Genomic DNA, 22,898 nt, shown 5'->3' with positions numbered 1-22,898 from the left:
CAATGACGAGATGCCGGACGACGAGACCATCACCGAACAGCGGGTTCGCAACCGCTGGGGCGAGGGCGACCGGCTCCGGATCGAGATCCTGGAAGGCGCCGGCCGGCTGCTCTCGGAGCTGGGCGGCGAGGACGGTCTGACCATCCGCGGAGTCGCGCGGGCGGTCGGGATCGCGCCGGCCAGCATCTATCAGCACTTCGCCGATCGGGCCGCGCTGATCGACGGGCTGGTGGACTACGAGTTCGGCCTGCTGATCAAGGCGATGGCCGCGGCCGACGAGAGCCTCGACCCCGCGGACGTGATGGGCCGGGTCCGTGCCCAGGTGCACGCCCATCGCGACTTCGCCGACGCCAAGCCGGGGCATTACCGGCTGCTCTTCGGCAAGGCCACTCGCCGGGCGGTCAGTGGCGAGCGCCCGGTCAGCGGGCCGCTGCACGAGGTGTTCACCAGGTTCATCGCTGCCTTCGACCGCTGCGCCGAGGCCGGACATCCGCTCCGGGTGCCGAGCGGCCGCGCGGCGTCGCTGGTGTTCGTCAGCGTCTACGGACGGGCCGCGCTGCTGGACGGCGTACAGATCAATCGGCCGGACGAGGACTTCCTCGACGACCTGGTTTCGCTCATCTTCGTCTGAGCTTCCTCACGAACTGTGATCTGACTCTCACTGTCTGGTGTCGTCGCACCGAGTTACCTAACGTTTGTTCAGTAAGAAAACAATCGTTCGGTAACTCTGGGGAGTCGACGATGACCGAGATCGTGGAAGCAGTACCGACCTATCCGATGGCGCGCGGCAAGTGCCCGTTCGATCCGCCGCCGGAGCTGGATCGGTTGCAGGCTGAGGAACCGCTCTCTCGGGTGAAGCTGTGGGACGGCAGTACGCCGTGGATGGTGACCCGGTACGACCACAGCCGGCAGGTACTGGCCGATCCGCGGATCAGCTCCGACCCGCGCAACGACGGGTTCCCGTTCAGCACCGAGGCGCAGGCGGTGAACCGGGGGCAGTTCAACGCGTTCATCGTCCGCGACGACCCCGAGCACGCCGCCAAGCGCCGGCTGGTGACCGCCGACTTCATGATCAAGCGGGTGGAGGCGATGCGGCCCCGGATCCAGGCCATCACCGACGGCCTGATCGACGACATCCTGGCCGGCCCGAAGCCGGTCGACCTGGTCGAGGCGCTGGCTTTGCCGCTTCCGTCGCTGGTGATCTGCGAGTTGCTCGGCGTCCCGTACGAAGATCGCGCTCTCTTCCACCGGCTCGGCAAGACGCTGCTGCGGCGCGAGAACACCGCCGGCGAATCGAAGGCGGCGAGCGACGAACTGCGGAGCTACCTCCGGGACCTGGTGAACCGGAAGAACGAAGGCCCGGCCGACGATCTGCTGAGCCGGCTGATCGTCGAGCAGATGCGTCCCGGCCACATGAGCGTCGAGGACATCGTCGACATGGGTCTGCTGCTCCTGATCGCCGGGCACGAGACGACCGCGAACATGATCGCCCTCGGTACCGTCGCGCTGCTCGAGAACCCTGACCAGCTCACCGATCTGCGCGACACCGATGACCCGAAGGTGGTCGCCAATGCCGTCGAGGAGCTGCTGCGCTATCTGACCATCGTGCACAACGGCCGTCGCCGGGTAGCGCTGGAGGATCTCGAGGTCGGCGGGCAGCTGATTCGCAAGGGTGAGGGTGTGATCGTCGCGACCGAGATCGCGAACCGCGACGAGGAGGCGTTCCCGGATCCCGACAAGCTCGACATCCACCGCGCCGCCCGGCATCACGTCGCCTTCGGGTACGGGATACATCAGTGCCTTGGGCAACCACTTGCGCGGGTGGAGCTGCAGGTCGTCTACAGCACGCTCTACCGGCGGATTCCGACGCTGGCGCTGGCTGTGCCGGTCGACGAGTTGCCGTTCAAGCACGACATGGCTATCTACGGCGTCCACGCGCTTCCGGTCACCTGGTGAGAGGGGTACTGCGATGAAGGTTGTTCTCGATCAAGACAAGTGCATCGGTTCGGGCCAGTGTGTGTTGTCGTCGCCGGACGTGTTCGACCAGCGCGATGACGACGGCATCGCCGTACTGCTGGATCAGCCGAATGCTGATGCTGAGGAAGGTACGCGGGAGGCGGCGCGGATCTGCCCGGCGCTCGCGATCACGGTGGCGGAGTAGTCGCGCGTGCTCTCACACATAGTCGTCGTCGGTGCGTCCGCCGCGGGTCTGACCGCGGCGGAGGCGCTGCGGCGCGAGGGCTACGCGGGTGAGCTGACCATTGTCGGGGAGGAGGCGCGTTCGCCGTACGACCGGCCGCCGCTGTCCAAGCAGATCCTCCGCGGCGCCTGGGACGAGGAGCGGATCGTACTGCGCTCCGACGACCTGCTCGCCGACCTCGACGCCACCTGGATCCTCGGCACTGCGGCCGTCGCGCTGGACCCGTCGGCCCGCAAACTCACTCTCGCCGACGGCCAGATCCTCGGCTACGACGGCCTGGTCATCGCCACCGGCGCCACGCCCCGAAGGCTCCCGTTCGGGCATGACCTGGCCGGCGTCCACGTGCTCCGCACCCTCGACGACACGCTGGCACTACGGGACGGTCTGCGTGGTGCCCGGTCCGTCGCAATCGTCGGCGCGGGCTTCCTGGGCGCAGAGGTGGCAGCGGTCGCCCGCGAACTCGGTGTGGCCGTCACGATGATCGATCCGCTGCCGGCGCCGATGATCCGGCAGTTCGGCACCGAGATGGGGGAGCTGCTGACGCAGCTGCACGCATCGCACGGAGTGGACGTCCGCTGCGGCACGACCGTCAATGCGCTGACCCCAGGGACGGGGAGCGATCTGCTCGGGAGCGCGGGGAGCGATGGTGCTGAGCGCGGGAGCGCGGGACGTGTTGCCGGCGTCGAGCTGTCTGATGGCTCGCGAGTTGCCGCCGATCTGGTGCTTGTGGCGGTCGGCGCCAGTCCGGCGACGGGGTGGCTTGCGGGGAGCGGGCTGGTCATCGGTGACGGCGTCGAATGCGATCAGTACTGCGTTTCCGCGCCCGGTGTGGTCGCAGCTGGTGATGTCGCGTCCTGGGATCACCCGGGTGTCGGCCGACAGCGGCTGGAGCATCGGATGAATGCGACCGAACAAGCGACGACGGCCGCGAAGAACCTGCTGGGACAGGCGATCCCGTTCGAGCCGGTCTCGTACTTCTGGACCGATCAGTACGACGTGAAGATCCAGGTCTACGGCCGGTCCGGCGACGACTTCGACTTCCGCATCGTCGCCGGCGATCCGGCAGAGGGCCGATTCGCCGCTCTGTACGGCGACGGCGACCGGGTGACCGGCGCCCTTGCCTGGAACTTTCCCCGCCAAGCTCGAACTCTCCGTCAACACGTCGCTGACCAGACTCCATGGGCAGCGGTCAGCGCCTGAAGGAGGTACTGACAGACCCCTGAAGAGCAGTGCCTCCCTGGCGGGAACGAGTGGCGGCCGTTGCGTGGTTACGTGGATTACCTGGAACCGCAGAAACGGAGTCTTTTGATGAAGCATGTTCTTCTGGGCGGCCTGGAGGTCTCCCGGATCGGCCTCGGCGCCATGTCGATGTCCGGCTACTACAACATCGGCGAAGGCAGCGACGCCGAGTCGATCCGCGCCATCCATCGGGCGCTGGAGCTCGGTGTCACGCTGCTCGACACCGCCGAGATCTACGGGCCTTTCGGCAACGAGGAACTGGTCGGCCGGGCCTTCAAGAGCCGTCGTGATCAGGTCGTGCTGGCGACGAAGTTCGGGCTGGTCTCCCACGCAGGTGGTGGCCCGGGTCACCTGGACAGCAGCCCGGCGAACATCCGCACGGCCGTCGAGGGGTCTCTCAAGCGGCTCGGCACCGACCACATCGACCTCTACTACCAGCATCGGGTCGACCCGAACACCCCGATCGAGGACACCGCCGGGGCTGTTGCCGAACTGGTTGCTGAGGGCAAGGTTCGTCACCTCGGCCTGTCGGAGGCCGGTGCGGCCACGATCAGGCGCGCTCACGCCGTCCACCCGGTCACCGCGCTGCAGACCGAGTACTCCCTGTGGACCAGGGACGTAGAGGCCGACATACTGCCGCTGCTGCGCGAGCTGAACATCGGCTTCGTTCCCTACTCACCGCTGGGGCACGGCTTCCTCACCGGACAGATCCGGTCGGCCGACGACCTCGCCGACGACGACTGGCGCAAGACCAATCCGCGCTTCACCGGCGAGACCTTCCAGCGCAACCTCCTGGTCGTCGACGAGGTCAAGGCCGTCGCCGCCGAGGTGGGCGCCACCCCGGCGCAGATCGCTCTGGCATGGCTGCTCGCCCAGGGCGACGACATCGCTCCGATCCCCGGCACCAAGCGGGTCTCCCGCGTCGAGGAGAACACCGCAGCTGATGCCATCGAGCTCACAGCCGAGCAGGTCGAACGGTTGAACAACCTCACTCCGGCCGCCGGGGAGCGCCACGAGGAAGGCGTGATGGCCTCCATCGACCGCTGAGCCTGGTGCCGAGGTCAGGCCGCTTCGGCGCCGAGTTGGCGGAGGAAGCTGCGGTTGTCCGTTCGGACGTGCTCCTCGATGAGCCGGCCGGCCGCGTCGAAGCGGAAGATGTTCATCAGGTCCATGACGACGCGTGCGCCGGTCGGCTCGACGAGGCCGACCGGTGAGTGGGTGAAGGGCCGGACGAAGGTTCCTTCGATCCACGTCTGGCAGGCGATCAGGTCACCGTCGGCGACGATGATTCCGCGCCGGATCGAGCGGTCGTCGAGTGCGGCCCGCAGCGACCCGAAGTACTCGGTGAGCCCTGCGTAGTCGGCGTCGAAGCCGTCGGGGCCGTGGAAGGTGAAGTTCTCGGGGTCGAAGTACGAGTCGACCTCCTCGGGGTTCTCGCCGGAGACCTCCAGCTCTCCGGCGCGGATCAGGCGGGCGATGAGCTCGTCTCGGGTGTAGCGGTTCGGCTTCTCGGTGGTTGTTGTCATGTCTTCACCCTGCGCTCGGTCGAGGTATCACACAAGCGAGGCTTTGGCACATGAGCTATCAACATTACGCATGGGTTGCTTTAGTCTGTCGTGATGTCTGAGATGACGTTGGTCGGCTTGCGCGTGGTGCTGGAGGTGGCCCGGACTGGTTCCTTCAGCGCTGCCGCCGAGCGGCTCGGGTACACCCAGTCGGCGGTGTCGCGGCAGGTGGCAATCACTGAGAAGGTCGCCGGGACACCGCTGTTCGAGCGCCATGCCCGCGGTGTACGCCCGACCGCCGCCGGTGACGTGCTGGTCCGTCACGCCGGCCGTCTGATCGAAGGCGTCGCGGCCGCCGATCAGGAGTTGGCCGGCCTTCGCGATCGCCTTGCGGGCCGGCTTGTCGTGGGTGGCTTCCCGACGGCGACCGCGGTTCTGTTGCCCCGGGCGCTCGCAAGGTTGCTGGCGGCGCATCCCGGCTTGCAGATCCAGCTCCTGGAGGGTTCGACGCCGACGCAGCTCAAGGCCTTGCGCCGGGGACGGATGGAGGTTGCCATCCTGGCGACGGGTGCGGGCTTGCCGACGTACGACCTGGACGGTTTGAAGCTCACCGAGTTGGACAGCGGCCTGGGTGCGGGGGTTGCGGTGGCCGAGTCGCATCCGTTCGCCGCCCGCGAATGGGTCGAGCCGGATGACCTCGTTGACCAGACCTGGGTGGTCGGCGAGCGTGCTGGCGACTCGCCGGAATTCGGTGCTTGGCCTGGTGCCGGGGAGGCCAAGATCGCCTTCGCCGTTCGCGACTGGCCGACCCGGTTCGGACTGGTGGCCGCGGGTCTTGGCATCGCGCTGGTTCCTGGGGTTGCGGCCGCCTCGGTGCCGCGCGGCGTTCGGTGGATTCCGGTTCGGGATCTGCGCGGTGGACTTCGGCGTACGGCGTGGGCGGCGACGGACGCGAGCCCCAGCGCGGCTGCCTTGGCCATGGTCCGGGCGTTGGAGGCTGAGGTCGGCGTCAGTCGCCGCTCTCGTTGAGTTTGTTGCGGAGGATCTTTCCCGTCGCGGTGCGGGGGAGGTCCTCCACCAGCACGATCTTGCGGGGTGTCTTGTAGCGGGCGAGGTTGGCGCGGACGTGCTGGATCAGCTCGTCCTCGGTGACCTCACCGGCCGGTACCACGTACGCGACCAGGCGTTGACCGAACTCGTCGTCCGGTACGCCGACCACCACCGCCTCGACCACACCGGGGTGACTCATCAGGCAGTCCTCGACCTCGACCGGGTACACGTTCTCGCCGCCCGACACGATCATGTCGTCCTCGCGGCCGTCGACGAACAACCGTCCGGCGCTGTCGAGGTGCCCGAGATCGCCGGTGCTCATCCGGCCGTCGACGACCGTCTTGCTGCTGCCGTCCTCGTACCCGCCGAACACGAGCCCACCACCCGCGAAGATCCGCCCGGTGACGCCGGTCTTCGCCGGCTGATCGTGATCGTCGAGAATCCTTACCGAGCTGCCGAGGCAGGGCCGCCCGACCGTGCCTGGTGCTGCTGTGAGATCCGCGGAGGTGGCGATGGTCACGATGCCGATCTCGCTGGATCCGTAGGCATCGCACAGCACCGGCCCGAACTGCGCGATGAACCGCTCAGCCAGCGCTGGACCCAACGCGGACGCACCCGAGATGACGGCCCTCAACGACCGAAGATCATGCTCGGCGATCGCGGCCGGGCCGACGTCGAGCATCCGCTGCAACATCACCGGCACTGCGACGATGCTGCCGGCCCGGTTCTTGTCGACGGACGCGAGCACGGCTGCAGCGTCGTACCGGCGGGCAAGCACGAGCGGCGACCCGAGGAACAACGCGAGCATCGAGTTGAGCAACCCGAGCCCATGGAACAGCGGCGGACAGATCACCATCGGCTCACCCGCCCGCAACCCGATCCGATTGAGCGTGCTCGCAGTCAACCCAGCCAACCCCCAAGCCGTCGGCACCCGAGGCGCCGCCTTCGGAGCGCCTGTAGTCCCCGACGTGAGGATCGTGATGTGCCCGGGTTTGTCAGGTACCGGCGCCTCCGGCGCTTCGCTCTGAGCCAGTTGGTCAAGCGTTTCGCCTTCGTTGTCGTGCCAGGCGATGACCGTGCTGAGGTCGCCTGCCACCTCAGTGAATTCTTCGTCGTGGATCAGGAGGTCTGGGTGGTGGCGTTCCAGGACGGCTTTGAGTTGTGGGGGTGCGAACTCGGTGTTGACGAAGAGGATGTCGGCGCCGAGGCGGGAGGCGGCCAGGGTTGCTTCGAGGAAGCCGCGGTGGTTGCGGCACAGGACGGCAACCTTGCTTCCGGCAACAATTCCGTACTCGGCCCGCAGCGCCGCCGCCTGCCGTGCGCATCGTCGGTCGAGCTCGCGATAGGTGATCGTGCCCAGCTCGTCGATCACGGCCGGTTGGTCAGGGAAGCGGATGGCGGCGATCGCACCGAGCGCCGCCATCGACTGGCCCCACTGCCGCAGCGCACGCTCGATCGCGACCAACTGCGTCGGCCGCGCCGACCGCCAGACCCCGGACTTGATTAGCGCGACAGACACCCCGCCGATCTCACCAGCGGCATGCACCAGCCAATCGGGCGGCCGCATCGGCCCGATAGGTCGTGGTCCCAGCCGTCGAGGTGTCATCGGTCTTCTTTGCGAGGCCGGTTGGACAGGCGGTAGTACTGCTCGAACAAGCGATCGGTCGGAACCCGGAAGAGGTTGCCCAGGGCATCGGCCGGCCGGACGAGCGGCGGGGTGATGTTATGCGGTTTGTCGGCAACCGCCGCGCAGACCTGGTCGGCGGCCTGCTCGGGGCTCAGGCCGGGCATGCTGTTCAGCAGGGCGGTCGGCGAGCTCATCCGGGTGTGTACCAGCCCCATATAGACAGTCGACGTCGTGACGCCATCGTCGCGCACCTCCTGCGACACGCACCGCAACCACATGTCGAACGCGCTCTTCGACGCCAGATACGCCGACCACCGCGCCATCGGCGGAGTCCGTACTCCCGCCGTCGACACGTTGACGATGTGCCCGGCGCCGCGTTCCCGCATCGACGGCAGCAACTCGAGGACGAGCTTGGCCGGCCCGAGGTAGTTGACCGCGTTCGTCCGCTCGATGTCATGGAACCGCTGGTACGAATCCGCGACCGACCGCCGGATCGACTTGCCCGCGTTGCTCACCAGCACGTCGACGTGCCCGTGCTCGGCCAGCACCTTCGCGACGACCTCCTCGACCGCAGCCGGGTCGGCCAGGTTCGCCGGATAGACGAAGGCCTTGCCCCCGCCCGCCCGGATCTCCTCGGCCACTACCTCGAGCTGCGCCGCCGTCCGCGCCAGCAGCAGCACGGTCGCGCCGGCGCGCGCCAGCCGCTTGGCCGTCGCCTCACCGATCCCGAACGACGAACCTGTCACCAGCACGACCTTGCCACGCACGGCGAACTCGAGCCGATCGTCCGAAATCCTGGTCCGCCCGTTGGTCAACGCGACAAGCAGTGGCCACCCGAAGGGACGCTTCCCAGTCTCCATACCCCGACATTACCCACTGGTAGCCTCCCTGGCGATCCTCTCCAGCCAGTCGTTGACGAATAGCCCGAGCAGCGCGGGTTGCTCAATCTGCAGATTGTGGCCGGCGCGGTCGAGCACGGCGTACGAGGCGCGGGGGTAGTGGGCGAGCAGCGAGTATTGGTCCGCATAGCCGGTGACGGAGTCCTGCCGACCGCAGAGGATGAGCGACGGCCGCGTGTAGACGGGACCGCTCTCCGGGGCGATCGTCAGCGCCCAATTGCGCCGGATCCGAGCCATCGCCCGGAGGTCGGCCGCGTCCAGCCCGGGCTCGACGTCCTCTTGGTATTGGCGCAGGACGTCAGCGGTCTGTAGTACGGAGATCTCGGTGAAGTCCGCGAGTTGCTCCGGGGTCAGCGTCGCGAGCACGGCCGGATCGGACTCCAGCACGACGTGCTCGGGCACCGTCCGCTCGGCGTGCTCCAGCGCGACCCCGATCGGGCAGATCAGGCCAAGGCCGAGGATCTGGTCCGGCCGCTCGGCGACCAGGCCGCGCGCCAGATACCCGCCGTACGACTCGCCGATCAGCACGAACGGTTCGGCGCCGATCTCGGTGTCGATGAACTCGCGAAGCGCCGCCATGATGCCGTCAGAGCTGTCGATCCCGTCGCCCGAGCTCTTGCCCATCCCCGGCAGGTCGGGATAGAGCCGCCGGTAGCCGGACCGGTCCGCGAAGATCGGCTCGAGACAACCGGTCATCAACCGGTGGTCCGGGGTCCAGCCGTGCAGCGCGAGCACCGGGGTGCCCTCGCCGTGGGAGACGTGGTGCAGCGCCATCGCCGTGCCCTTTCGAAGTACCGTCTGATTCATGTCTCGCAGATCTTCGCACTCGCCACAGACAGATTCCGCCGTACTGCGTTCCCGGCTCGAGCGCGCAAGGGAGGCAGCCGCCGGCACCGGGCTGCTGATCGCGCCGGGCTCCGACCTGCGGTACCTGCTCGGCCGCGAAGGCGGCTCGCTCGAACGCCTCACCACACTCGTCATCCCCGCCGACGGGCGGCCGGCTCTCGTAGTACCGAAGCTGGAAGCACCTGGGTACGACGACGTCCCGACCGCTGAGCTCGGCATCGACATCGTCACCTGGGTTGACGGCGACGACCCGTACGCCGTTGCCGTCGACCGACTCGGCAAGCCCGATCGCGTGGCGGTCAGCGACTTCACTCCCGCGCTGCATGTGCTCGCGATGCGGGCCGCGCTGCCCGGCGTGGAGCAGGTGCTGGCCGGACCGATCGTCCGTGAGCTGCGGATGCGCAAGGACGCCGCAGAGGTCGACGCGCTGCGCAAGGCGGGGGCCGCGATCGATCGCGTGCACGCGCGGGTCGGAGAGTGGCTGCGGGCCGGTCGTACCGAGGCTGAGGTCGGGGCGGACATCGCGGCGGCCATCGTCGAGGAAGGGCATGTCGCGGCCGACTTCGTGATCGTCGGGAGCGGCCCGAACGGTGCCAGCCCGCATCACTCGCTGTCGGATCGCTTGATCGAGCCCGGCGACGTGGTCGTGGTCGACATCGGCGGGCCGATTCCCGAGGGGTACTGCTCGGACTCCACCCGGACGTACGCCGTCGGTACGCCCGGTCACGCGGACGTTGTTTCGACTTACGAGGTGCTGCGGCTGGCTCAGCAGGCTGCGGTCGACGCGGTGCGGCCGGGGGTGAGTGCGGAGTCGATCGACGCGGCAGCGCGGGAGGTGATCGCGGCCGCCGGCTTCGGGGAGTTCTTTATCCACAGGACGGGTCACGGGATCGGGCTCGACGTGCACGAAGAGCCGTACATTGTCAGTGGGAACGAGCTGATTCTCGAACCAGGGATGGCGTTCAGCATCGAGCCGGGCATCTACCAGCCGGGTCGCTGGGGTGCGCGGATCGAGGACATCGTGGTCGTGACCGAGGATGGCGTGGAGTCGGTCAACCAACGTCCGCACCGACTGACGATCCTTTGAGTCAGCTGGCGCGGAAGGTCTTGCGGTAGGCGAGGGGAGGGATGCCGACTTCGTTGCGGAGGTGGTGGCGGAGCGAGGCGGCCGTTCCCAGACCGGCGGCTTCGGCGACGCGTTCGACCGGGAGGCCTGTCGTCTCCAGCAGATGGCAGGCGTGGCGGACACGTTGCTGAAGCAGCCAGTTGCCGGGGGATTGGCCGGTCTCGGCCTTGAAACGGCGGCTGAAGGTGCGGACGCGCATCCGGGCGTGATCGGCCATCGCGCCGAGGGTGATCTCGTCGGCGAGTCGCTCCAGCACCCACGCGCGCGTGGGCGCGGTACCGTCGGTGCCTTCGTCCGGTACGACGCGGTCGATGAACTGTGATTGACCGCCGTCGCGCCAGGGAGCGACAACGCAGTGCCGGGCTGCCCGGTTGGCGACCTCGCTGCCGAAGTCGCGGCGGATCAGGTGCAGGCAGAGGTCGACGCCGGCGGCGAGTCCGGCCGAGGTGATGATGTCGCCGTCGTCGATGAAGAGCAGGTCCTCGTCGAGCAGCACCTTCGGGTAGAGGTTGCGGAACATGTCGGCGCGCTGCCAGTGCGTGGTCGCAGGGCGGCCGTCGAGCAGACCGGCCGCTGCGAGCACGAAGGCGCCGGTGCAGATCGACGCGATCCTGGCGTCGGGCCGGACCGTGGCCAGCGCCGCGGCGAGATCATCGGGCAGGGTGCCTTCGTGGCGTGGCTGCGGGATGTAGGTGCCGGCGATGATCACGGTGTCGGCCTCGGCCAGGATCTCGGCGCCGAAGTCGGGAAGGATCGTGAATCCCAGCGCAGCCCGGACCGGCTTGCCTGCTTCCATCCCACAGATCTTCACGTCGTACAGCCGGGTGCCGTCGGCGGTGGTCGCCTCGCCGAGCACGGTCGGCGGGATGGTGAGGTCGAAGCCGACGACCGGCTCCAGGGCCAGCACTGCGACCCGGTGTGGCGTGAGCTGAGTAGCCATGGCCACATCTTGACATATGGTGGCGGTCTGGCCACTGGTTCGGTGTGGATTTCTGCCTCAGACTCGCCTGGTGACAGAGATTCTGGAGAAGAAGGCGGTCCGGCGGCGGTTGCATCGCGCCTGGCCCGTCGCTGCGGTCGGCTTCATCACCCTGATCGGCGCGGCCGGCTTCCGGTCCGTACCGAGCGTGCTGCTGGACCCGTTGCACGAGGAGTTCGGCTGGTCGCACGCGACCATCTCGGCGGCGGTGTCGATCAACCTGCTGCTGTACGGCCTGATCTCGCCGTTCGCCGCGGCGCTGATGGATCGGCTTGGTCTGCGCAAGGTGGTCAGCGGCGCGCTGGTACTGATCGCGCTCGGCAGCGGCCTGACCATCTTCATGAACTCGTCGTGGCAGCTGCTGCTCTGCTGGGGGTTGCTGGTCGGAGTTGGTACCGGGTCGATGTCTATGACGTTCGTCGCGACGATCACCGGGCGCTGGTTCGTCGAGCGCCGCGGACTGGTGACCGGCATCCTGACCGCTGCCGGGGCGACCGGGCAGCTGGTGTTTCTTCCCCTGATCGCTCACCTGGCCGGGGCTTACGGGTGGCGGGTGCCCGCGTTGGTCGCGGCTGGCGCAGCGCTTGCCGTAGTACCGCTGGTGTTGCTGTTCCTGCGTGACTACCCGAGTGATGTCGGGCTGCGGGCGTACGGGGCTCCGGAGGGGAGTACTGCCGGGCAGCGGGTCGAGACGACCGGCAATAGCGGAGTACGGGCGTTGACTGCGCTCTGGACGGCTATGCATCGGCCGGCGTTCTGGCTGCTGGCCGGTGGGTTTGCGATCTGTGGTGCGTCGACGAACGGCCTGGTCGGCACGCACTTCGTGACCGCTGCGCACGACCACGGGATGCCGCCGACCACTGCCGCCTCGTTGCTCGCCCTGGTCGGGATCTTCGATGTGGGCGGCACGATCGTGTCAGGCTGGCTGACCGACCGCTGGGATCCGCGGTACCTGCTGATCGCGTACTACTCGCTGCGCGGGCTCTCACTGCTGGTACTGCCGTCCCTGCTCGGCCCCACGGCGCAGCCGAGCGTCTGGGTGTTCATCATCTTCTACGGGCTGGACTGGGTGGCGACCGTGCCGCCGACGGTTGCACTGTGCCGGGAGTGGTTCGGGGTGGACGGGCCGATCGTGTTCGGCTGGGTCTTCGCCTCGCACCAGATCGGTGCGGCGATCGCGGCCACCGGTGCCGGCGCGATCCGGGATGCGCAGGGGAGCTACAACCTCGCCTGGTATCTGGCCGGCGGACTGTGTGCGGGGGCGGCGTTGATGTCCGCGAGTATCGGACGCCGGATCGCCGTAGCCTGAGCCGCTCGGCTAGCCTCGACCTTAGTTGAGGTTGACCGCGGGGAGGGCGACGTGGACATCGAACCGGGCGAGCTGACGGTCGGGCAGCTGGCGGAGCGCAGCGGGGTGGCGATCTCCGCGCTGCACTTCTACGAGCGGCAGCACCTGATCATCAGCCGCCGGACGACGGGCAACCAGCGTCGGTACAAACGCGACACCCTGCGCCGGGTGGCGATGATCCGGATCGCGCAGCGGGTCGGTATCCCGCTCGCCGAGGTGGCCGCGATCCTCGCCCTGCTGCCCGACAACCGGACGCCGACCCGGCAGGACTGGGAACGCATCTCCGAGTGCTGGCAGGCAGAGCTCGACCGCCGGATCGTCCATCTGGAGCAACTCCGCGACGACTTCAAGGACTGCGTCGGCTGCGGCTGCCTCTCCCTCGACCGCTGCACCCTGGCCAACCCCTACGACACCCTGGCAACCAGAGGCCCCGGCCCACAACGGCTGGTCGACCCAGCCGGCGAGCCCTGCCACCCAGCAGGCTGCCGCTGATCGAGCGCCGTGGCCGGCCGGATCGTGCCCTGCCGGTTGGGTTTTCCACAGGTTGTCGAGGTGGGCCAGCGGGCTGGGGGTGGTGCCGTCTAGGGTCGGTGCATGGGTGACATCAAGCTGTCGGATGATCGGGCGGCGACCGCCGCGGGACTGATCCGCGCGATCGCTGGAGACGGCGCGAGTCTTCGCGCTGATCAGGAGACCGCGGTGGCGGCGTTGTGCGAGCCGAATGCGCGGGTGCTGGTCGTCCAAGCGACCGGCTGGGGCAAGTCCGCTGTGTATTGGGCCGCGACGGCGATCCGCCGCTCGGAAGGCGCCGGGCCGACCTTGGTGGTCTCACCCTTGCTGTCGTTGATGCGTGATCAAGTAGGCGCGGCCGGCCGGGCCGGCCTGCGGGCGGCAACGCTCAACTCGTCGAACGTCGACGACTGGTCGGGGATCGAGAGCGATCTGCGCTCGGGTGCGATCGACGTACTGCTGGTATCGCCGGAGCGGCTGGCAAACCCGGGCTTCGGTCGACGGGTGCTGGATGCGCTGGCTGGGCAGATCGGCCTGCTGGTGATCGACGAGGCGCATGCGGTCTCCGACTGGGGGCATGACTTCCGGCCCGACTACCGTCGTGTCTCCGATGTGCTGCAGAAGCTGAACCCGACGACGCCGGTCCTGGCGACGACGGCGACGGCGAACGCACGGGTGACCGATGACGTGGCGCATCAATTGGGCGCCTCGACGCTGGTACTCCGCGGTCCGCTGGCTCGGTCGAGCCTGCAACTGTCCGTCGTCGACGCTTTGTCGCCGCTCGACCGGTTCGCCTGGGTCGTCGATCATCTGCCGAAGCTGCCCGGGTCGGGCATCGTCTACACGTTGACGGTCGCCGATGCGCAGCGGTTGGCGGCGGCGATCCAGGAGATCCACGGGGCGGCTGTCCCGGTTGCGGCGTACACGGGGCAGTTGGAGGCAGGCGAGCGGGAGCGACTCGAGGACGCCTTGCGGGGCAACGAGTTGAAGGCGTTGGTCGCGACCTCGGCGCTGGGGATGGGCTATGACAAGCCAGACCTTGGGTTCGTGGTGCACGTGGGCTCGCCGCCGTCGCCGGTTTCGTACTACCAGCAGGTCGGGCGTGCTGGGCGTGGCATCGACCATGCGGTCGTCGCGTTGCTGCCCTCCGATGCTGATGCGGGCGTGTGGGACTACTTCGCGACGGCGACGATCCCGGTGCCGGACCAGGTCAATCGGTTGCTGCGTGGGCTGGAGGCGTACGGACCGGATCAACCGGCGACGGTGCCGTCGCTGGAAGCGGAGACCGGGTTGCGCCGCGGGCGCGTCGAGTTGATGCTGAAGCAGCTGGCGGTCGACGGCGCGGTCGAGCGGGTGGAGCGCGGCTGGGTGCGGACGGCTGCCGACTGGACCTTCGACGCGGCGCACTACGACGGCATCGTGTCGGTGCGCCGCCGCGAGGCCGACATCATGCGCGCCTACACCCGTGGCGAACGTTGCCTCATGCAACTACTGCAGGAGTCGCTGGACGACCCGTCGGCCGAGCGCTGCGGCCGCTGCTCGGTCTGCCTCGGCCTGCTCCCCGATCCGTTGAGCGCGCAGCCCGATCCGGAGACGGTCCAGGCGATCACCCGGATGTTGCGCGGCGAGACGCACGTGCTCGAGCCTCGCAAGATGTGGCCGGGTGGCGCGTTCGGCGCCAAGGGCAAGATCCCACCCGGTCTGTCGGCCGAGCCCGGCCGCAGCATCGTCTACGCCGACGCACCGGAGTGGCGCGAGGTGATCCGCTCCGTCTTCAGCTCGACACCAGACACAGCTTCCCTGGACGCCCTGAAGGCAGGCTGCGTTGCCGCCCTGTCCCGCTGGCGCGACGCCTGGTCACGCCGCCCGGAGGTCGTTGTCACGCTGCCGGCCGCGGGCCACCGTCAACTGGTCACCGACGTCGCCAACCACCTCGCCGAGATCGGCCGCCTCGAACGCGCCGAACTGACAGTGGACAACTCCGCCTTCACCGACGACCTCTCCTCCGCCGAAGAAGCAAAGGTCTGGCGCGACGGCCTCTCGGTAGACCCCACCACCGCCCAATCAATCACCGACCGCTCAGTCCTCCTGGTGGTCGACGCCTCATCCTCCCAATGGCCCATCACCGTCGCCGCGGCAAAACTCCGCGAATCAGGCGCCGCAGCAGTACTACCCCTCCTGATCCACCGAAGGCCTTAGCGCTCAGAGGAATGCTGGGGGAGTGCCTTGGAGGGCTCGGGTGGTGGTTTCGGGGTCGGTGAAGAAGTTGGGCAGTTGGGTTTCGGCGGTGTAGTGGCGGTGGAAGACAGGGGTTTGGGAGCCGGACAGGGGCGGGACGATCCAGGTCCAGTCGGCGGGGCAGCGGCGGCCGGCTCGTTCCTCGCGTTCCAGGTGGAGGAGGAATCTGCGGGACTCGGTGTGGTGGTCGGTGATGCTGACGCCGTTGGTGGTGAACGAGTGCAGGACGGCGCGGTTGAGTTCGATCAGGGCGCGGTCTCGCCAGAGGGTTGTTTCTGACGAGGTGTCCAGACCCATTCGCTCGGCGACCTGGGGCACCAGGGCGTAGCGGTCGCTGTCGCCCAGGTTGCGGGCGCCGATCTCGGTGCCCATGTACCAGCCGTTGAAGGGCGCGGCCGGGTAGGAAACGCCGCCGATGTCGAGGCGGTTGTTGCTGATCACCGGGACTGCATGCCAGCGCAGGCCCAGGTCGGCGAACCAGGGGAGTTCGGGGTGTTCGAGCGGGACCTCGTTGATCGCCTCGTCGGGGAGCTCGAACATCCGTGGGCCGTCCTCGAAGGTCTCCACCACCAGAGGGAGCACGTCGAAGGCCCCGGGGACGTCCGGCGGCTGCCATCCACGCCGGATGAGTTCGCTGGTGAAGGCCCGGTAGCGGGGATCGCCGAGCAGCTGACCGTCCGGCTGCTCGTAGCCGGCGTACCGGATGAGTTGCTCGTTCCAGATCCTGGGGGCGGACCTGGTCGGCGTCTCGGGCGCGAACACGCTGATCATCGGCCGGATCTTGCCGCCGTTGTGAGCCATCCGCAGATGGTCGAAGCAGTGCTCCGCGACCTCATCGGCACTGGAGACGGTCCGCAGGTCGCGCACCTGCAGGCTGTGCCAGTACAGCCGTCCGATGCAGCGCGCGTTGTTGCGCCAGGCGACGCGCGCGCCGAAGGTCAGCTCCTCGGCGGTGTGCCAGTACGTCCCGGTCCGGTCGATCTCGCGTGCCACCGCCGCCATCCGCGGGCCGATCGAAGCGACCTGCGGATTCTCGGCGTAGAAGAGCGTGAGGAACTCCTCGGCCGCCGCGCGAACCAGCTCGGCATCGGCGTTGGCGGTACGCCGCTCGTGCACGGACCCGCCGCCCACCATGCGGTCGACCCGTGCCCGAACCCGCCCGGGCCCTGGTGACGCACGCCGGCCGGTCGGGGAGGTCCTGCGCCACGCCGTCATATCAGGCCGGACCCAGACCGCTACCGAAACCCGGCGGCCAGCCCTTGGAGTGATTGTCACCAGAGTCCACGGCCGGTGGCACCGGCCGGATCTGGTCGACCTCGGTGGCGAAGGAGTCCACGATCTCCTGCATGTGCGCGTGCGCCGTCCGGGCGTACGAACGGACCTGCTCGCCGGCCGTGTCCATCGCCGCCGCGACGATCTTGCGTTCTTCGGCGCGCGCCTGGCCGATCCGCTCGCGAGCGTCCCGGCTGACGTCCTGGACCATCTCCTCGACCACCAGCTGGGCCTGGCTGAACATCTGGATCACCTGGTCGTTCACCCGGCTGCCCGCCTGCTCGTGCTGGTCCAGCTCCGCCTGCATCCGCTGGAGCTCCGCCTTGCCACGCTGCAGCTCGGCCTGGAGACGATCGTTCTTGGCCTTGGCCTCATGGAGCTCGCGCTCGGTGGCCTGCACCTGGTCAGCGAGCTGGTCGAGGTAGCCGTAGACCTTGCCCGCGTCGAGGCCGCGCATCCGGCGCTGGAACGTCTCTTCCCGGATGGCGCGGGGTGTCTGATGGGGAGAGCGGTGTCGGCGGTTGGTGATCGTCACTTGCTGTCTCCTGACCTGAGAGCGCCGGGCCGGCTGCGTGTTCGCCCGCGGCTGCGTAGTAGAAGTGCTCGTACTTGATGTGCTCGGGGCGCAGGCCGGCCGCGGCCAGCTGCTCCAGGGTGTGCGCGACCATCTGCGGGCCGCCGCACACCATCGCCGTCCGCCCGGTAAGCACTTGCCTGGCGGCGACAGTGCCGACCTTCCCGCGGGTGCCGGGGTAGGACGGGTCGTCGGAGACGACCTCCGTGTACTCGAACCACGGCCGCTTCTCGGCCAGGTCCCGGAGCCGCGGGCGGTCGTAGAGATGCCAGGGCATCCGTACGCCGTGCAGCAGATGGACAGTTGGTCCAATATGAAATCGTTGCCACTCAAGGTCGATCTGCTCCAGGACAGCCAGCAAAGGAGCCAACCCTGTTCCGCCGGCGACCAGGAGCAGGTCCCTGGGGTCGCCTTCACGCCGGGTCAGCCGCTCACCGATCGGCGCACCGAGCTTCACGACGTCGCCGACCTTCAGGGACCGGACGACCGTCGGACTGACCTGGCCACCGTCGATCTGCTGTACCTGCAGGTCGATCGACCCGTCCGGGCGTGGAGCGTTGGCCGGGCTGAAGTACCGCCACTGCCGCGGGCGTTGCGGGATCTCCATCGACACCGACTGACCAGGCAGGAACTGGAACGCGCGTCGCGGCCGGACCGTCAGCAGGGTGAGGTCCATCGTCCGCCGCTCGGCAGAGATCACGTCGGCGTCCCACCAGTCAGGCGTGGATTCCGAGGATGTCTCGGCCGCCTCGACCATGATCCGGGCGACCAGTTGATAGGCCGCCGTCCAGTGCGCGGCGAGCTCCTCGTCCCACTCGGACCCCAGGAAATGCATCAGGGTCGCGCACAACGAGGCGCCGACGGCGTTGTAGTGCTCGGCGACGACGGCGTACTTGCGGTGGTCGCGGCCGAGATGTTGCAGGAAGGGCGCGTCCTTCTCCAATTGGTCCGCGTGGCTGACGATCCGGCCGAGCGCTCCGACGAACTTGTCGCGCTGGTTGGCCATCGAGAGCGGGAACATCGAGCGGACCTCGGGATGGGCCACGAACAGGTGCGAGTAGAAGTACAGCGGTACCTGTTCGCCGTGCTCGGTGACCAGGTCCCAGCTGCGCTGTAGGGCGTAGGCATCCATAGGGATTCGTTATCCGGCTCGGAAAGGCAGCTCCTCGAGAGATCCGGACCACCCATCGCTGGGCATTCTGTACAACCGTTCGTCGGTGGCGCGTGCCGACTGTGCTGACAAGGGTTCCCTCCCAATCCAGTCCCCGAGTCCTGTGAATCTTTCGACCTCTCACGACTACCCCCACGCCAACCCGCCGAAACTGGCCAAACGGACCTATTCGTCTCGAAAATCCGGCAGTGACTTCCCTTCGGCTGCGAACGAACGCTTGATGGTTGCCTGCAGCAATTAACCGGGTGGCTGGCACCAGGGCCAGGACCAGGGGACCAGGCACGGGGCCAGGGGTGATCCCTGGCTCTTCGGCGCGCCCGGGCGGCGAGTCTCGAGGTAGCGGGATCGTCCGGTCCCGCGAAACCGAGGGAGTAGGGAGCCAATCATGACCACGAACGGCGCGACACTGGGAAGTCTGTTCGGAACCATCTCCAAGGCGCTCGTCTGGCGCGGGGTGCTGGCGATCGGGATCGGGGCGGTGTCGGTCATCTGGCCGGACATCACCGTCGGGGCCTTCGTCATCCTCTTCGCGGTGTACGCCTTCATCGCGGCGGTGATGGACGCGACCCGCGCCTTCAGCAGCGACAAGGCCGGCCCTGTCGTCGGCCATCTGCTGCTGTCGGTACTGTCCCTGGCCGCCGGCGTCATTGCGCTGATCTGGCCGGGACCGACCGCGGTCGTCCTGACGCTCATCGTCGGCTGGTGGGCGCTGTTCACCGGTCTGGTCGAACTGGCGATGGTGTTCACCAGCGGCCGCCGGGCCGGCGAGCGCGCCTGGCTGATCCTGAGCGGACTGCTCTCGATCGCGTTCGCCGCGGCACTGTTCATCCGGCCCGATCTGGGCGCGATCTCGCTGGCGACCGTCTTCGGCCTCTACAGCATCTTCTACGGCATCAGCACGATCGTCGTCGCCCGCGAGGGACGCCAGTTGCAGCACAAGACCCAGCGCGTCGCCGAAGCCGTCTCCTGATCCGCACCAACTGATTCGCACGAACTTGAGCAAAGGAGAAAGACCATGAACTACACCGAGCAACTGGAAGAACTGCAGCACCGCGTCGACGGCGCCGTCGAGGATGTCCGGCAGGCCGCCGCGGAGGACCACGAACAGCTGGCCGCCCGCGTCGACAAGAACCAGCATGACCTGAAATCGGCGGTCCAGAACGGGCAGCAGCGGCTGGACCGGGCCGAGGACCAGCTCGAGAGCAAATGGACCCAGGTCAAGGCCGACGCGTCGGTCAAGGTGGCCGACCTGAAGGCGAAGATGGAGCAGCGTCGCAAGGAGCACGATGCCGACCGGGCGACGACCGACGCCAACTGGGCCGAGGCCGATGCGGACGCCGCCATCGACCTGGCGTCCTGGGCCACGGACAACGCCCGGCTCGCGATCCTCGACGCGCTCGACGCCCGCGCGTACGCCGATGAGCTGACCAAGCTGGCCACCCGCTGACGCAAGCTCTGTGGAGGTCGTCGTCCAGTACGGCGGCCTCCACATTTGCGTCGGCTTCCCGGAGTACCGGCCCTATCATGACGACGTGGCTGCACCGCCGGGACCGGTCCTGCACGGGCGTTCGCGCGAACGCCAGGAGATCGACCGCGCCCTCGGCAGTGTCCGGGGCGGTGAGAGCGCGGTGCTGGTCATCCGGGGTGACGCCGGGATCGGCAAGACCGCACTGCTGCGGTACTGCGCCGACAGGGCCTCCGATTGCCAGGTGGCACAGATCGCCGGCGTCGAGTCGGAATTCGAACTCCCGTTCGCAGCTCTCCATCAGCTCTGTACGCCGCTGCTGAAAGACTGCCCGCCATTGCCCGAGCCGCAGGAGCGGGCGCTCCAAGTGGCGCTCGGACTCGCCGAAGGCAGTACCCCGGCCGGTTCCTGGTCGGTCTCGCCGTCCTGAGTTCGCTCGCCGAAGTCGCCGCCAAGCAGCCGCTGGTGTGTCTGATCGACGACGCTCAATGGCTCGACGAAGCCAGTTCCCAGATCCTCGGCTTCGTCGCCCGGCGCCTGTTGGCCGAATCCGTCCTGCTGGTGCTCGCGGTCCGGGAGGAACCCGGCGTACAGCTGTTCAGGGATCTGCCGACCCTGGCCGTCGAGGGGCTGAGCGACGACGAGGCCCGGGAGCTGCTCACGGCCACCATCTCTGGCCAGTTGGACGAGCAGGTCAGGGATCGCATCGTCGCGGAGACCGGTGGGAACCCGCTGTGCCTGCTGGAGGTGCCCCGGGCGATGAGCGCCGCGGAGCTGGCGGGTGGCTTCGCCGTTCCGGCGATCAGGCATTCGGGTCACCCTCAAGACCTCTACACAGGGCGGGTACAGGCTCTGCCGGAGCCGACCCGGCAACTGATGCTGCTGGCGGCGACCGATCCCACGGGGGATGCGACGTTGTTGTGGCGGGCGGCGCAGGCGCTCGGGGTGAACCGGGAGGCTGCGGAGGGTGCCGAGCGGGAGAGGCTGCTCGACATCAGTTCCGTGGTGAAATTCCGGCATCCACTGGTGCGATCCGCTGTCCAAGCAGTCGCATCGAAGGCAGAGCGCCGCGCGGCGCATCTGGCGATCGCCTCGGTCACCGACGCGGAGCACGATCCCGACCGTCGCATCTGGCATCTTGCCGCTGCGGCAAGCGGACCGGATGAGGAGATGGCCGCCGAGCTCGAGCGCTCGGCGGGTCGAGCGCAGGCTCGCGCCGGATTGCCTGCAGCGGCTGCGTTCCTCCAGCGGGCGGCCGCGTTGACTCCTGACTCCTAGCTGCGGGCGGACCGGATCCTCGCCGCTGCGCACGCTCATCTGCATGCGGGGGCGCTCGGTACGGCGCTCGGCTTGGCATCCGAGGCCGAGGCCGCCGCCGTCGACGATTTGCAGCGCGCCCACGTGGATCTGCTCCGCGCGCAGGTGGACCGTGTGGTGAACGCGGGCCGGGAGGCGCCCGCGCGGCTGCTCCAAGCTGCCAAGAGGCTCGAGCCACTCGACCTGCGGCTCGCGCTGAACACCTATCTCGACGCCGCGTCCGCTTCAGTGGTGGCGGGTTCGTTGGCGCGACCCGGTGGCCGGTTGATCGACGTCGTCGCGGCTGTGCAGGCGGCCCCTCCGCCGCCGTCGGGCCCGCAACCGGGCGACTATCTGCTCGAAAGCCTGGCGGAATCAGTCGCCGCGGGTCCTGCCGCCGCGGCGCCCGCACTACGCCGGGCAGCAGACGCGTTCCTCGGCGACGAGGTGACCCCGGACCAGCGGTTCCACTGGGGCATTCTCGCTTCGATGGCCGCGCTCGCCTTGTGGGACTACGAGACGTGGCCAAGTTGAACGCACGCCAGCTCGAGGCAGCCCGGTCGGCGGGTGCGCTGGCCGCTCTCCAGACCGCCTTGAATCTGCAGCGCGTGATGGCCACGTTGTCCGGTGAGCTGGACGTGGCGGCTTCGGTCGGCGTCGAGGAGGACGCCGTGAAGGAACTGACGGGGACCAGCAGAACGTCGTACGGGGGATTGGTTCTGGCCGCGTATCGAGGCCGGGCGGATCCGGCAAACCGGCTCTTCGCCAAGACGGCCGATGAGACGATCGCGCGTGGCGAAGGGCTCGGGCAGCAGAGTGTCTACCTGGCGACGGCGATCCTGGACAACGGACTCGGCCGGTACACCACGGCGTTGACCGCGGCGCAGCGCTGCATGCAGGAGGACCACGTTCCGTTCACCCGCTGGAGTTTCGCCGAAGTGATCGAGTCGGCGGTGCGCAGCGGACATCCAGAGCTGGCCGGCGAGGCGCTCGAACGGCTGACGGCCGTCACCCTGGGCTGTTCCGATTGGGCCACCGCCATCGAGGCGCGCTCACGAGCCCTTCTCAGCAAGGGATCCGAGGCCGACGGTCGTTACCGCGAAGCCGTCGAACTCTTCGCCCGTACGCCGCTACGCCCCGAGCTGGCCCGCTCCCACCTACTGTACGGCGAGTGGCTGCGTCGCGAAGACCGCCGCCTCGACGCCCGCGACCAACTACGAACCGCCCACGACCTGTTCACCGAAATGGGGATCGAAGCCTTCGCTACCCGCGCCCGCCGCGAACTCCTGGCCGTCGGCGACTCGGTCCGCCGCCGCAAACCCGACGCTCACAACGACCTCACCGCCCAGGAACTCCATATCGCGCGCCTGGCCCGCTCCGGCCGCACCAACAGCGAGATCGGCGAGGAACTCTTCATCAGCGCCCGCACGGTCGAATGGCACCTCCGCAAGGTCTTCGCCAAACTCAACATCACCTCACGCCGCGGCCTCCAAGAAGCCCTCCCGACCCGCACCCAATACACCACCCAAGGCGCCTAGACGCGGCGTAGCCAT

At 68.3% G+C, this 22,898-nt stretch carries 24 protein-coding genes; 16 read left to right on the top strand and 8 right to left on the bottom strand.

The features are described from left to right. Positions 1–10: 10 nt before the first annotated feature. From AB0M15_RS21435 to AB0M15_RS21415, 5 genes are all read left to right on the top strand, one after another. Positions 11–631 carry a TetR/AcrR family transcriptional regulator gene (locus AB0M15_RS21435; RefSeq protein ID WP_363821532.1) on the top strand — a complete coding sequence of 207 codons (621 nt, stop codon included), beginning with the start codon at positions 11–13 and terminating at the stop codon, positions 629–631. Positions 632–741: 110 nt separating this feature from the next. Then, positions 742–1,956, top strand: coding sequence for a cytochrome P450 (locus AB0M15_RS21430; RefSeq protein WP_363821529.1), 1,215 nt, complete (start codon positions 742–744; stop codon positions 1,954–1,956). A 13-nt stretch (positions 1,957–1,969) separates the two neighbouring features. After that, positions 1,970–2,161, top strand: coding sequence for a ferredoxin (locus AB0M15_RS21425; RefSeq protein WP_363821527.1), 192 nt, complete (start codon positions 1,970–1,972; stop codon positions 2,159–2,161). A gap of 6 nt (positions 2,162–2,167) precedes the next feature. Further along, positions 2,168–3,400 (top strand): FAD/NAD(P)-binding oxidoreductase, encoded by a 1,233-nt coding sequence (locus AB0M15_RS21420; protein ID WP_363821524.1) that lies wholly within the window; start codon positions 2,168–2,170, stop codon positions 3,398–3,400. Between the two features lie 108 nt (positions 3,401–3,508). Next, the gene (locus tag AB0M15_RS21415) at positions 3,509–4,486 is read left to right on the top strand and encodes an aldo/keto reductase (RefSeq protein WP_363821521.1); all 978 of its coding nucleotides are present in this window, start codon (positions 3,509–3,511) and stop codon (positions 4,484–4,486) included. A 14-nt stretch (positions 4,487–4,500) separates the two neighbouring features. Here AB0M15_RS21415 and AB0M15_RS21410 read toward each other — a convergent pair whose 3' ends face one another. Then, entirely contained in the window at positions 4,501–4,965 is a 465-nt protein-coding gene (locus tag AB0M15_RS21410; RefSeq protein ID WP_363821517.1) for a nuclear transport factor 2 family protein, read from the bottom strand. A gap of 93 nt (positions 4,966–5,058) precedes the next feature. Between AB0M15_RS21410 and AB0M15_RS21405 the strand changes: the two genes are divergently transcribed. Next, positions 5,059–5,973 (top strand): LysR family transcriptional regulator, encoded by a 915-nt coding sequence (locus AB0M15_RS21405; RefSeq protein ID WP_363821513.1) that lies wholly within the window; start codon positions 5,059–5,061, stop codon positions 5,971–5,973. Here AB0M15_RS21405 and AB0M15_RS21400 read toward each other — a convergent pair. The 3 genes from AB0M15_RS21400 to AB0M15_RS21390 form a co-directional block, all read right to left on the bottom strand. Beyond that, entirely contained in the window at positions 5,954–7,513 is a 1,560-nt protein-coding gene (locus AB0M15_RS21400) for an AMP-binding protein (protein WP_363821510.1), read from the bottom strand. The genes AB0M15_RS21405 and AB0M15_RS21400 overlap by 20 nt on opposite strands. Positions 7,514–7,596: 83 nt before the next feature. After that, positions 7,597–8,481 carry an SDR family NAD(P)-dependent oxidoreductase gene (locus tag AB0M15_RS21395; protein ID WP_363821502.1) on the bottom strand — a complete coding sequence of 295 codons (885 nt, stop codon included), beginning with the start codon at positions 8,479–8,481 and terminating at the stop codon, positions 7,597–7,599. A gap of 9 nt (positions 8,482–8,490) precedes the next feature. Continuing rightward, positions 8,491–9,327, bottom strand: a complete 837-nt coding sequence (locus AB0M15_RS21390) for an alpha/beta hydrolase (protein ID WP_363821491.1) — start codon at positions 9,325–9,327, stop codon at positions 8,491–8,493. Here AB0M15_RS21390 and AB0M15_RS21385 point away from each other — a divergent pair. Then, positions 9,326–10,453 (top strand): Xaa-Pro peptidase family protein, encoded by a 1,128-nt coding sequence (locus AB0M15_RS21385; protein WP_363821483.1) that lies wholly within the window; start codon positions 9,326–9,328, stop codon positions 10,451–10,453. The two genes, AB0M15_RS21390 and AB0M15_RS21385, sit on opposite strands and share 2 nt — an antisense overlap. A 1-nt stretch (position 10,454) precedes the next feature. Here AB0M15_RS21385 and AB0M15_RS21380 read toward each other — a convergent pair whose 3' ends face one another. Next, complete coding sequence (locus AB0M15_RS21380) at positions 10,455–11,432, bottom strand: helix-turn-helix domain-containing protein (RefSeq protein WP_363821480.1); 978 nt, start codon at positions 11,430–11,432, stop codon at positions 10,455–10,457. Positions 11,433–11,502: 70 nt separating this feature from the next. Here AB0M15_RS21380 and AB0M15_RS21375 point away from each other — a divergent pair, with 70 nt between their 5' ends. The 3 genes from AB0M15_RS21375 (at position 11,503) to AB0M15_RS21365 (ending at position 15,528) form a co-directional block, all read left to right on the top strand. Beyond that, positions 11,503–12,780, top strand: a complete 1,278-nt coding sequence (locus tag AB0M15_RS21375) for an MFS transporter (RefSeq protein ID WP_363821477.1) — start codon at positions 11,503–11,505, stop codon at positions 12,778–12,780. 51 nt (positions 12,781–12,831) lie between these two features. After that, positions 12,832–13,311: a redox-sensitive transcriptional activator SoxR gene (gene soxR, locus AB0M15_RS21370; protein WP_363821474.1), complete on the top strand. Its 480-nt coding sequence runs from the start codon at positions 12,832–12,834 to the stop codon at positions 13,309–13,311. Between the two features lie 102 nt (positions 13,312–13,413). Then, a complete protein-coding gene (locus AB0M15_RS21365; protein WP_363821471.1) occupies positions 13,414–15,528 on the top strand; it encodes a DEAD/DEAH box helicase in 2,115 nt (704 codons plus the stop codon). A gap of 3 nt (positions 15,529–15,531) precedes the next feature. Here the strand turns inward: AB0M15_RS21365 and AB0M15_RS21360 are convergent, their stop codons facing one another. The 3 genes from AB0M15_RS21360 to AB0M15_RS21350 form a co-directional block, all read right to left on the bottom strand. Continuing rightward, complete coding sequence (locus AB0M15_RS21360; RefSeq protein ID WP_363821468.1) at positions 15,532–16,701, bottom strand: nitric oxide synthase oxygenase; 1,170 nt, start codon at positions 16,699–16,701, stop codon at positions 15,532–15,534. 82 nt (positions 16,702–16,783) lie between these two features. Then, positions 16,784–17,296 (bottom strand): hypothetical protein, encoded by a 513-nt coding sequence (locus tag AB0M15_RS21355; RefSeq protein WP_363821466.1) that lies wholly within the window; start codon positions 17,294–17,296, stop codon positions 16,784–16,786. After that, positions 17,244–18,545, bottom strand: a complete 1,302-nt coding sequence (locus AB0M15_RS21350) for a globin domain-containing protein (RefSeq protein ID WP_363821463.1) — start codon at positions 18,543–18,545, stop codon at positions 17,244–17,246. Before AB0M15_RS21350 ends, AB0M15_RS21355 begins: the two co-directional genes overlap by 53 nt. Positions 18,546–18,969: 424 nt before the next feature. Between AB0M15_RS21350 and AB0M15_RS21345 the strand changes: the two genes are divergently transcribed. From AB0M15_RS21345 to AB0M15_RS21320, 6 genes are all read left to right on the top strand, one after another. Continuing rightward, complete coding sequence (locus AB0M15_RS21345; protein ID WP_363821460.1) at positions 18,970–19,554, top strand: DUF308 domain-containing protein; 585 nt, start codon at positions 18,970–18,972, stop codon at positions 19,552–19,554. 45 nt (positions 19,555–19,599) lie between these two features. Further along, entirely contained in the window at positions 19,600–20,031 is a 432-nt protein-coding gene (locus AB0M15_RS21340; RefSeq protein WP_363821458.1) for a hypothetical protein, read from the top strand. Positions 20,032–20,116: 85 nt separating this feature from the next. Next, complete coding sequence (locus AB0M15_RS21335) at positions 20,117–20,479, top strand: ATP-binding protein (RefSeq protein WP_363821455.1); 363 nt, start codon at positions 20,117–20,119, stop codon at positions 20,477–20,479. A gap of 35 nt (positions 20,480–20,514) precedes the next feature. Further along, positions 20,515–21,327: a hypothetical protein gene (locus tag AB0M15_RS21330; protein WP_363821451.1), complete on the top strand. Its 813-nt coding sequence runs from the start codon at positions 20,515–20,517 to the stop codon at positions 21,325–21,327. 72 nt (positions 21,328–21,399) lie between these two features. Beyond that, positions 21,400–21,879: a hypothetical protein gene (locus AB0M15_RS21325; protein ID WP_363821447.1), complete on the top strand. Its 480-nt coding sequence runs from the start codon at positions 21,400–21,402 to the stop codon at positions 21,877–21,879. Further along, positions 21,867–22,883, top strand: coding sequence for a LuxR C-terminal-related transcriptional regulator (locus AB0M15_RS21320; protein WP_363821444.1), 1,017 nt, complete (start codon positions 21,867–21,869; stop codon positions 22,881–22,883). The genes AB0M15_RS21325 and AB0M15_RS21320 overlap by 13 nt, the downstream gene beginning before the upstream one ends. Positions 22,884–22,898: the final 15 nt, after the last annotated feature.

Origin of the sequence: Kribbella sp. NPDC051718 (assembly GCF_040681515.1) — a bacterium.
In the GTDB taxonomy this organism is placed as follows: domain Bacteria; phylum Actinomycetota; class Actinomycetes; order Propionibacteriales; family Kribbellaceae; genus Kribbella.
The sequence above is the reverse complement of the archived record's forward strand: the minus strand, read 5'-3'. Positions and strand labels throughout refer to the sequence as shown.